We start from the raw sequence: 1478 nt of genomic DNA on the forward strand, positions 1-1478 counted from the left end.
GCCGGCCCCAGGAACCCCACCCACCCCCTGCGGAACCAGCCGCTCCAGCAGCAGCGTCCCCGTCTCCTCGTCGTACCGCAGCAGCCGCACCGCGCCGTCCCCGCCCCACGCCCGCAGCGCCACCGGCTCCCCCACCGACTCGTCGTCGGGCTGCTGGAGCTTCAGCACCGCCGCCGTACCGTCCGCGCACTCCACCGGCAGCACCAGCGCGCACTTGCCGTACATCGCGGAACCCGTACGGCGCAGCTCCCACCGCTCCAGAAAATCCGCCGCCCGGCCCGGCAGCGCCACGATGAACGCCCGGCCGGCCTCACCCGAAAACCTCGACTGTGTTTCCGCCAGCTCCACCGGAATGTCGATCACGCTCACGATCCTACGACCGTGCGTGAATCGCCCCATGCGCCGCATTCCTCACGTGATCCGCCCACGGACCGACGCGGTCCGCCCATGGGCCGGCACAGTCCGCACCTGGATCACGAGCGCCCCCGGCACCCATCTCTGGCTGGCCGCCCTCTTCGTCACCACCATCGCGCTCCACCGCATGTCACCCGAATTCGAACGGGAATTCCTGCTCCAGCGCTCCACCAACATCCACGAACTGTCCACCGACCCCCTCCGCGTCCTGATCTCCAGCGCCTTCTGGACCGACGGCGGCACCTGGCTCCCGTACGCCGTCCTCTACACGCTCTTCCACGCCCCCGCCGAACACTGGCTCGGCACCCCGCGCTGGCTCATCGTCGCCGCGTTCGCGCACATCGGCGCCACCCTCATCAGCGAAGGCGTCCTCGGCTGGGCGATCCTGCACGGCCACGCCCCGCAGTCCGCCGCCCACACCCTCGACATCGGCGTCAGCTACGCGCTCGCCGGGATCGCCGGCGTCCTGACCTACCGGGTGCCGTTGCCCTGGCACCTGCCGTACCTCGCCGTCGTCCTCATCTACTACGGACTCCCGCTGATCGTGACCCCCACCTTCACCGACCTCGGACACGTCGCCGCGGTCCTCATCGGCCTGGCGTGCTACCCGCTGACGCGGGCCCGCGGACCCCGCCGATACCTGGACAAACGTACGAGCAGCGGTGTACGAACACCCACATGACCAGCGCGAACAACGACGAGCCGGACAGAGCGGACGACACCGCCGACGGACCGGACAGCGGCACTGTCACCGGCACCGGCACCGGCAGCAGTGCGAGCAGCGGCAGCGGTACGAGCAGGAGCAGTGGTACGGGCAGCAGCGGGAGCAGTACGAGCAGGAGCAGCGGTACGAGCAGCAGCGGGAGCAGTACGAGCAGGAGCAGCGGCAGCGACGGACCGGACGACGGTACGAGCGCCCGTACGGGAAGCACCGCCCCCGGCGACATCTCCTTCTGGTACGCCCAGGACGGCCTCCCCGCCCCGCGCCCGCCCCTCCCCGGCGACACCACCGCCGACACCTCCATCGTCGGCGGTGGTGTCGCCGGGGAGGGGCGGGCGCGGGG

General features: G+C 71.2%; 2 protein-coding genes and 1 pseudogene. 2 read left to right on the top strand and 1 reads right to left on the bottom strand.

From position 1 onward, the window contains the following. A partial coding sequence (locus tag WH07_RS35185; RefSeq protein WP_046509204.1) for an aminoglycoside phosphotransferase family protein occupies nt 1-399 on the bottom strand: 399 nt, incomplete at its 3' end. Between WH07_RS35185 and WH07_RS35190 the strand changes: the two genes are divergently transcribed. Then, nucleotides 398-1096, top strand: a complete 699-nt coding sequence (locus WH07_RS35190) for a rhomboid-like protein (protein ID WP_408645990.1) — start codon at nt 398-400, stop codon at nt 1094-1096. The two genes, WH07_RS35185 and WH07_RS35190, sit on opposite strands and share 2 nt — an antisense overlap. Further along, a pseudogene (locus WH07_RS40115) lies at nt 1093-1478 on the top strand (hypothetical protein); the annotation flags it as partial. The gene WH07_RS35190 and the pseudogene WH07_RS40115, both read left to right, overlap by 4 nt.

This window comes from Streptomyces odonnellii, from assembly GCF_000981895.1.
In the GTDB taxonomy this organism is placed as follows: Bacteria; Actinomycetota; Actinomycetes; order Streptomycetales; family Streptomycetaceae; genus Streptomyces; species Streptomyces odonnellii.

Coding starts and splice junctions, on each gene's coding strand:
- WH07_RS35190 (WP_408645990.1), top strand. CDS start 398: ATGCGCCGCATTCCTCACGTGATCCGCCCACGGACCGACGCGGTCCGC.